The following is an 8,173-nucleotide window of genomic DNA, read 5'->3' as shown; positions in this document are numbered from 1 at the left end:
CTGCTGGTCCCAGTGGTGGCGGAGTCCCTGTTCCCGCCCGGGCGTGAGGAAGGCGTGGATGTAGTTGGAGTAGCCGGTCTCCTCCTGAATGCTCCACAGCCCGCGCCGCTTCGCGGAACGCTTGAGTTCCTCGATCACCGGCGGGACGCTGTGGTCACCCGGTCCACCGTCGGCGCGGTGGCGGTGGTAGGCGGGTTCGGCGGGCAGCACCTCGTCGCGGAGGAACGCGACCATCTCCGCGTACCGCTGCTCGCCCTGCGGCGACAGCCGAAGGTCAGGACCGGACATGACGATCTCCCGTCGGTTCCGGCGCGGACGGCAGGGCCGGGAGGTCCCGGGAGACCCGGTCGGTGAACCGGGGTGCCCGCTTGGCGAGGAACGCGGCGATGCCCTCGGCCGCGTCGCCGCTCATGCCGCGCACGTTCAGCAGGTGGGTCTCCGCCTCGTGCGCCGTTGCCGGGTGCTCGGCGGTCAGCATCTGCCACACCAGTTGCCGGGTGAGGGCGGCGGAGACCGGGGCGGCCCGCTCGGCGATCTCGGTGGCCAGGCCGAGCGCGACCGAAAGCACCTCGCCGGCCGGGTGGGTGCTGCGTACCAGCCCGCCGGCGAGCGCCTCGGCGGCATCGAAGACCCGGCCGGTGAGCAGCCACTCCAACGCCCGCTCGGGCCCGACCGCCCGGGCCAGGAACCACGAGGAGCACGACTCGGGCACCAGGCCCAGCCGGGCGAAGGGGAAGCCCACCCGGGCGTCGTCGGCGAGGATCCGGATGTCGCAGGGCAGGGTCATCGTGATGCCGACGCCCACCGCGGGACCGTTGATCGCGGCGATCACCGGCTTGAGCGCGGAGAAGATCCGCAGCACCACCCGGCCGCCGCCGTCGCGCCGCATCGGCAACGCCTCGCCCGGTACGTCGAACTGGGTTCCGGGTGGTGCCTGTGGGCTGGTCCGCCAGGCCCGGAACGTGTCGGCGCCGTCGGTCAGGTCCATCCCGGCGCAGAACGCCCGGCCGGCGCCGGTGAGGACCACCACGCGCACGGTGTCGTCGGCGTCGGCCACGTCCAGGCACTCGATCAGGCCGGACTCCATCTGGTCGGTGAAGGCGTTGAGCGCCTCGGGCCGGTTGAGCGTGACGACGGCGACGTGGTCGCGGACCTCGTAGCGGACGTGGTCGTTCATGATTCGAGCCGTTCGATGATGGTGGCGTTGGCCATGCCGCCGCCCTCGCACATCGTCTGTAGGCCGAACCGCCCGCCAGTGTCCTCCAGGTGGTGCAGCAGGGTGGCCAGCAGCCGGGTGCCGGAGCCGCCGAGGGGATGACCGAGCGCGATCGCCCCGCCGCGAGGGTTGAGTCGTGCGGCGTCCACGTTGAACTCCTGCGCCCAGACCAGCGGAACCGGCGCGAACGCCTCGTTGACCTCGAAGGAGTCGATGTCGTCCACGGACAGGCCGGCCCGGCGCAGCACCCGCTCGGTGGCCGGGATGACCCCGGTGAGCATGAGCAGCGGGTCGCTGCCGGTGACCGCGAACCCGCGGAACCGGGCCCGGGGGGTGAGCCCGAGGGCGCGGGCCCGCTCCGCGCTCATGATGAGCGCGGCCGAGGCCCCGTCGGTCAGCGGCGACGAGTTGCCCGGGGTGATCTGCCAGCTGAGTTCGGGATGCCGAGCGGCGAGCGCGTCGGTGCGGAAGGACGGCCGCAGCCCGGCCAGGGTCTGGGCGGTGGTGCCGGCGCGGATGGTCTCGTCGACCGTGTGGGCGCGGGTCGCACCGGCGGCGTCGGTCACCTCGATCGGGACGATCTCGCGGGCGAATGCGCCAGTGGCGGTGGCCTGGGCGGCCCGTTCGTGCGAGGCGGCGGCGTACTCGTCGAGCTGGCCGCGGGTCAGCTTCCACCGGGCCGCGATCAGCTCGGCCGAGACGCCCTGTCCGACCAGCCCGTCGGGGTAGCGGGCGGCGAGCGGGGCGAGTGGCTCGCCGCCGGTGTTGGCCGAGCCCATCGGCACCCGGCTCATGCTCTCCACCCCGCAGGCGATGGCGACGTCGTAGGCGCCGGCCATCACCGCCTGGGCCGCGAAGTGGACGGCCTGCTGACTTGAGCCGCACTGGCGGTCGACGGTCGTCGCGGGCACCTCCTCGGGCAACCCGGCGACCAGGGTGGCGGTGCGGGCGATGTTCATGGCCTGGTCGCCGCACTGGCTCACGCAGCCGGCGATCACGTCGTCGACCTCGCTCCCGTCGAGCCCGTTGCGCTCGACCACCGCCCGGATCACCGTGCCGAGCAGTTGCGCGGGGTGCACCCCCGACAGACCGCCGCCCGCCTTGCCTCGCCCGGACGCGGTCCGCACCACGTCCACCAGCACCGCGTCGACCACGCCGAACCTCCCGTCCGAACCCGGCTAGCCGGGGCAAGATCGCGACTCTCGAGGGCGGATACCCGCCGTAGGGGGCGCCACTTACTTAGCGCTCGCTAAGCGAATGTAGGCGGCCCGGCGGAACGGGTCAAGAGTCAGAAGATTCGGTAGCCGCCGTCGACCACCAGCTCGGTGCCGGTGGTGTAGCGGGAGGCGTCGCTGGCCAGGTAGACGGCGGCGCCGGCGAGGTCCTCGGGCCGGCCCCAGCGGCGTAGCGGCACCCGGCTGATCACCCGCTCGTTGAAGGCGGTCGACTCCTGCTGCGGCTGGCTCATGTCGGTGGCGATCCAGCCGGGCAGGATCGTGTTGACCCGTACGCCGTGTCGGGCGAGTTCGACTGCGGCGCCGTTGGCGAGCGCGAGCAGCCCGGCCTTGGCCGCGCCGTAGGGCTGGTTGTGGCCGGCTCCCTCGACCGCGGCGAGGCTCGAGATCGCGATGATCGACCCGACCCGCCCGGTCGCCACCATCACCCGGGCCGCCTCCCGTACGGTCCAGTAGGCGCCGTCGAGGTTCACCGCCATGACCCGGCGGTAGTCCGCGGTTGTCGAGTCGACGAGCCGAGCCGCCGTGCCGCCGATGCCGGCGTTCACCACGACGATCTCCAGCCCGCCCAGGCGGTCGGCCGCGTCGTCCATCCCGGCCGCGACCGCGGACTCGTCGGTGACGTCCACCACCCGCCCGCTGGGTCGGCCGGGCCGGCCGCCGAGGCGCTCCACCGCGGCCCGGACCCGGCTCTCGTCCCGGCCCCAGACGCAGACATCGGCCCCGAAGTCGGCGAGCGCGCCCGCGATGGCCAGGCCGATGCCGGCGGTGCCGCCGGTCACCACGGCCCGGCGGCCGGTCAGGTCGAACAGCGCAGTACCCATCGATGTCCCTTCGCAGTGCCGGTGCCGACCCGGTCGGCGTCTATTGACACGAGTGTCAACTTGCCCCTACGTTCGGGCAAGTGACGCCGTTCACATTCCTGTAATGCCGGAAGGTCGAACTCATGAAGATCACCGATCTGCGGACCCGGGTCGTCGCGCCACCCGAGTTCGTCTTCCAGTGGCGCGAGGACATCCCCCCGGTCCAGCTCACCATGACGGTCTTCGAGATCGAGACCGACGAGGGCATCACCGGGGTCTCCACCTCGTGGCTGCCGGCGGCTCCGCACGAGATCGCCGAGTCGGCGAACCACTTCTTCAAGCCGCTGCTGGTGGGCGCCGACCCGTTCCAGCGGGAGAAGATCTGGCAGGAGCTGATGGCGTTCAGCCGCTACATGATCTCGCCCAAGGCGGCCAGCAACATCGACATCGCGCTCTGGGACATCGCCGGCAAGGCCGCCGGCCGCCCGGTCTACGAACTGCTCGGGGCGTACCGGGACCGGGTGCCGGTCTACATCACCACGGAGACCCAGAAGCACGCGCAGGACTACGCGGACATCGCCGTGAAGTGCAAGGAACAGGGCCTGCACGGCGTCAAGCTGCACGCCGCGGCGACCCCGGACAAGGACATCGAGGCGTGCCGGGCCACCCGGGCCGCGGTCGGCGACGACTTCACCCTGATGCTCGACGCCACCAGCGCCTACGACTGGCACGACGCGGTGCGGGTCGGCCGCGAGATCGAGAAGCTCGGCTTCCACTGGTACGAGGACCCGATGCGCGACGACGACGTCGCCGGCTTCGTGCAGCTGTGCCAGGTGCTCGACGTGCCGGTGCTGATGGGGGAGTCGACGGCGCGCGGGCCGTGGACCTTCGCGCACTACCTCTCCCAGGGCGCCTGCGACGGGCTGCGCGCGGTCGGCGACATCATCGGTGGCATCACCGGCCTGCGCAAGATCGGTGCGCTGGCCGAACTGCACAACCGGCGGATGGAGCCGCACTCGTACGGCTCGACCCTGGTCCAGGCCGCGCACCTGCACTACATCCTCTCGGTGCGCAACTGCGAGTTCTTCGAACTGCCGTACCCGCGTGGGCCGCTGGACTTCGGCATGAAGGACGTCATCGAGGTCGGCGACGACGGGTACGTCCGGGCGCCCACCGCCCCCGGACTGGGCTACGAGGTGGACTGGGATGTCATCGACAATGCCACCACCAAACAGTTCAACTGAGCCCCGGCGTCGGGTGCTGGTGCTCGGCGCCGGCGCGATCGGTGGCCTGCTCGCCGCCACGCTGGCCGAGTCGCCGGAACTCGACATCCTGGTCGCCGCCCGCCGGCCGATCCCCGGGCTGACCCTCGGCCGGCGGGATGCCACCGGCGACTCCCCGCCGGTCACCGCCGCGGTGACACCGGTCGCCGACCCGGCGCTGCTGCCACCGCTGGACTGGGTGGTCGTGGCGACCAAGACCTACGACACCGCCCGGCTCGGCACCTGGCTGGGCACGCCCGCCGCCGCTACCGCGACGATCCTGGTCGCCCAGAACGGCGTGGAGCACCGGGAGCGGCTGGCCCCCTTCGCCGACCGCGCCCGGGTCGTACCGGCGATCGTCACCTACGGCGCGGAGCGCCGCGGCCCCGGCCGGGTGGTGCAGACGTTGGACGGTCTGGTGCGGGTTCCGGCCGACCAGGGCGGCCGGGCGTTCGCCCGCCTCGCCACGCCGACCTCGCTGCGCGTCGAGGTGGTCGAGGACTTCGCCACCGCGCTGTGGACGAAGCTCGCCTACAACGTGGTGGGCAACTCCCTCACCACCATCACCGACCTGCCCGTACGCGAACTCGGGCGGCGGCCGGAACTGCGCCGCGTCGCCGCCGCGCTGGTCGCGGAGGTACGCGCCGTCGCGGCGACCCAGCGGGCGAACCTGCCACCGGACCTGGCCGAAGCCATGCTCGACGAGTTCGCGGCGTTTCCCGCGACCGTGCGCTCATCGATGTGGCAGGATCTGCACGCCGGCCGGCGGTTCGAACACGACGCCATCAGCGGCGCGCTGGTGCGGGTTGCGCGTATCAACGACGTTGCCGCACCCTTTTCACAGATGGCGACCGATTTGCTGGAGACGCTGTCTCCGGCCCGAGCCTCGGTCCCGTCCTGATGCTGCCCACACCAGCCCCACCCAGGAGAGCACATGCCCGGCCCGACCGAGGTGCAGCAGGCGCGCCGCGACAACGGCCCCCTCACCGATCGCGGCGCGGCGCGCAAGCGGGAGTTGTTGGACGCGGCACGCCGGGTCTTCGAGCGCAAGGGTTTCATCGAGACCCGGGTACGCGACGTGGTCAAGGAGGCGCAGGTCTCCCACGGCACCTTCTACACGTACTTCGACACGAAGGAAGCCATCTTCTCGGCGGTGGCGCACGACGTGGTCGACTCGATGCTCGCCTCGATGGCCACGCCGATCCCGACCACCGGCTTCGACGAACGCATCCGCGACCTGGTGCGCCGCTTCGTACACGCCTACCGTCCACATGCGCAGATGATCGGACTGATCGAGCAGGTGGGCACGTTCTCGCCGGAGATGCGCGAGCTTCGCCTGGACATTCGGGACACCTTCGTGCGGCGTACCCGTCGGGGCATCACCCGGATGGCGTCCAGCGGCATGCTGGCCGATCCCGACATCGACGTCGAGTACACCGCCGAGGTGCTCGGCGCCATGCTCGAGTACAGCTGCTACCTCTGGTTCTGTCTGGACAAGAACTTCGACGAGGACCGGTTGGTGGAGGCGCTGGCCACGGTCTGGCGCAAGACCCTGCGCTCCGGCCAGCGCTGATCTCCCGGCCCGCCCGCGGGCCCATCACCGCCCGCTCGGGGGCCTTTCCCGGTCCGCTCGCGGGCCCATCCCACCTGCCTGTCGGCCGGCCGACGGCTGCCCGCCGGCTGCCGTCCACAGCGGTGACTGCGGCGGTGCCCACCTGTCGAGAGCAAGGTGGGGACTTGACAACCGACCCCTTGACAGCCTCGGTGGCTCTGGTCACACTTGACATGCATGTCAACAACTGGCTTCGGCGATGTTTCGGGGAGCCGCTCTCCCGGCTTCCGCTCTACGACTCACCCCGGCCCGCGCTACTGATCCCACACCGCGCCGGCCGTCTCAAAAAACGCTGCTTTCACCGCGCCGGGCCTGGCCCCCGCGCACACCTCATTAGGGAGTAGTGGATGTCGAACCCCACGAGGGCCATGGCCACCGGCCGTGGCACCCGTCCCCGACGTGGGCGACACGCTGGACGCGTTGCCCTGATCGCTGGCGTGCTGACCGCAACCCTCGTCGCCGCCGGCTGCGGCGGCGCCGCCACGCCCGGCAAGGGCAACGGTGAGATCCCGGCCGTCGCGCAGAACCAGACGCTCACCGTTGGCGTCGCCACCCTCCAACAGCAGTACGCCGACCCGGTGCTCGCCAACGAGGGCGGCAACACCTATCCGATCAAGTGGTCGGTCGGTGAGCCGCTGATCCGGCAGGACCTGGACATGAAGCAGGTGCCGGGGCTGGCCACCGAGTGGTCGGTCAGCGACGACAACCTGACCTGGGACGTCAAGCTGCGCGAGGGCGTCAAGATGCACGACGGCTCGGCGTTCACCGCCAAGGACGTCGAGACCTCGATCAACCGGGTGAAGAACCCGGACTTCACCTCGTACCAGGCGTACTCCAACAAGATCGACACGGTCGAGATCGTCAACGACCACGAGATCAGGATCAAGACCAAGGTCCCGTACGCGAACCTCGTCTTCGACACCCCCGCGCCGGTGGCCACCGAGTACTACAACCGGGTGGGCGAGGAGGAGTTCCGCAAGCACCCGGTGTCGGCCGGCCCGTTCAAGTTCGACTCGCAGGTCTTCAACGAGTCGATGACGCTGACCCGGTTCGACGACTTCTGGGACGCCGAGCGCATCCCCAACTTCGCCAACCTGATCCTGAAGATCATTCCGGACGAGAGCAGCCGGCTGTCCGGCATCCAGACCGGCCAGCTGGACATCGCCCAGGGCCTCACCCCGAACAGCGCGGCCCAGTTGCAGGGCAACGCCAGCCTCCAGCTGATCACCTCCAAGCAGGCCAGCGTGGCGAACGTCTTCTTCGTGGACAACTGGTTCCCGGAGGACTCGCTGCTCAAGAACGCCGATGTCCGCAAGGCGCTGATGCTGGCCATCGACCGGCAGAGCATCGCCGACTCGCTCTACCGCGGCTTCGGCTCGGTGACGGTCAACGCGACCCTGCCGGTGACGCTGGGCAACGACACCTCGCTCACCGCCTGGCCGTACGACCCGGCCGAGGCCAAGCGGCTGCTCGCGGCGGCCGGGGCCAGCGACCTGAAGTTCACCCTGCACCTCTACAACCAGACGACCGCCATCGCCGACGTGCAGAAGTTCGCCGAGGCCGTGATCGGTTACTGGAAGGAGGTCGGGGTCGACGTGACGATGGACGCGATGGACCCGGCGACCTACCTTGACAAGGCTGTCAAGCACCAGCTGACCGGTGCCGTCATCCTCGGCACGCCCGGCCTGCTGATCTCCGACCCGGAGAAGCTGTCCATCTTCTACTCCTCCACGGGCGGCTACTCGGCGGTCAAGAACGCCGAACTCGACGACCTCTTCGCCAAGTTGAGCGCGACCGTCAAGCGGGACGACCAGGCCGCCATCGCCGGTGAGATCAGCCGGAAGCTGCACGCGTCGCTCTTCGGCCTGCCGGTGGTCTCGCTCGACGCCGTCTACGCGGTCGGCCCCAAGGTCGCCGACTGGAAGGTCATGGACGGCAACCCCTACCCGGGGGAGCGAGCGGAGCTGGTCGACCAACTGTTCCGCTTGCGGGAGGGTGAGTTCGGCCCAGGCGACACCGGACCGGCAGGAAGCGTGAACGACAAC

Annotated in this window: 7 protein-coding genes and 1 pseudogene; 4 read left to right on the top strand and 4 right to left on the bottom strand. The window is 70.6% G+C overall.

The genetic code is table 11. The features are described from left to right. The 4 genes and pseudogenes from AB0M52_RS26550 to AB0M52_RS26535 form a co-directional block, all read right to left on the bottom strand. A pseudogene (locus tag AB0M52_RS26550) lies at window positions 1–288 on the bottom strand (hypothetical protein); the annotation flags it as partial. After that, window positions 275–1,177 (bottom strand): enoyl-CoA hydratase-related protein, encoded by a 903-nt coding sequence (locus AB0M52_RS26545; protein ID WP_363959016.1) that lies wholly within the window; start codon window positions 1,175–1,177, stop codon window positions 275–277. The gene AB0M52_RS26545 and the pseudogene AB0M52_RS26550, both read right to left, overlap by 14 nt. After that, window positions 1,174–2,370: a thiolase family protein gene (locus AB0M52_RS26540; RefSeq protein ID WP_363959013.1), complete on the bottom strand. Its 1,197-nt coding sequence runs from the start codon at window positions 2,368–2,370 to the stop codon at window positions 1,174–1,176. Before AB0M52_RS26540 ends, AB0M52_RS26545 begins: the two co-directional genes overlap by 4 nt. A 134-nt stretch (window positions 2,371–2,504) precedes the next feature. Then, window positions 2,505–3,275 (bottom strand): SDR family NAD(P)-dependent oxidoreductase, encoded by a 771-nt coding sequence (locus AB0M52_RS26535; RefSeq protein ID WP_363959010.1) that lies wholly within the window; start codon window positions 3,273–3,275, stop codon window positions 2,505–2,507. Between the two features lie 122 nt (window positions 3,276–3,397). On the opposite strand from AB0M52_RS26535, the gene AB0M52_RS26530 reads away from it, so the two are divergent. The 4 genes from AB0M52_RS26530 to AB0M52_RS26515 all read left to right on the top strand — a co-directional run. Continuing rightward, window positions 3,398–4,498: an enolase C-terminal domain-like protein gene (locus tag AB0M52_RS26530; RefSeq protein ID WP_363959006.1), complete on the top strand. Its 1,101-nt coding sequence runs from the start codon at window positions 3,398–3,400 to the stop codon at window positions 4,496–4,498. Further along, window positions 4,461–5,417, top strand: a complete 957-nt coding sequence (locus AB0M52_RS26525; RefSeq protein ID WP_363959003.1) for a 2-dehydropantoate 2-reductase — start codon at window positions 4,461–4,463, stop codon at window positions 5,415–5,417. The genes AB0M52_RS26530 and AB0M52_RS26525 overlap by 38 nt, the downstream gene beginning before the upstream one ends. A 33-nt stretch (window positions 5,418–5,450) precedes the next feature. Then, complete coding sequence (locus AB0M52_RS26520) at window positions 5,451–6,089, top strand: TetR/AcrR family transcriptional regulator (protein ID WP_363959000.1); 639 nt, start codon at window positions 5,451–5,453, stop codon at window positions 6,087–6,089. A gap of 476 nt (window positions 6,090–6,565) precedes the next feature. Then, on the top strand, window positions 6,566–8,173 hold a 1,608-nt coding region (locus tag AB0M52_RS26515; protein WP_363958997.1), incomplete at its 3' end, for an ABC transporter substrate-binding protein.

Source organism: Micromonospora sp. NPDC051296 (assembly GCF_040682255.1).
Taxonomy (GTDB): domain Bacteria; phylum Actinomycetota; class Actinomycetes; order Mycobacteriales; family Micromonosporaceae; genus Micromonospora; species Micromonospora craterilacus.
Note: the sequence above shows the minus strand (reverse complement) of the source record. Positions and strands in the feature narration are given on the sequence as shown.

Coding starts and splice junctions, on each gene's coding strand:
- AB0M52_RS26545 (WP_363959016.1), bottom strand. CDS start 1,177: ATGAACGACCACGTCCGCTACGAGGTCCGCGACCACGTCGCCGTCGTC.
- AB0M52_RS26535 (WP_363959010.1), bottom strand. CDS start 3,275: ATGGGTACTGCGCTGTTCGACCTGACCGGCCGCCGGGCCGTGGTGACC.
- AB0M52_RS26530 (WP_363959006.1), top strand. CDS start 3,398: ATGAAGATCACCGATCTGCGGACCCGGGTCGTCGCGCCACCCGAGTTC.
- AB0M52_RS26525 (WP_363959003.1), top strand. CDS start 4,461: ATGTCATCGACAATGCCACCACCAAACAGTTCAACTGAGCCCCGGCGT.
- AB0M52_RS26520 (WP_363959000.1), top strand. CDS start 5,451: ATGCCCGGCCCGACCGAGGTGCAGCAGGCGCGCCGCGACAACGGCCCC.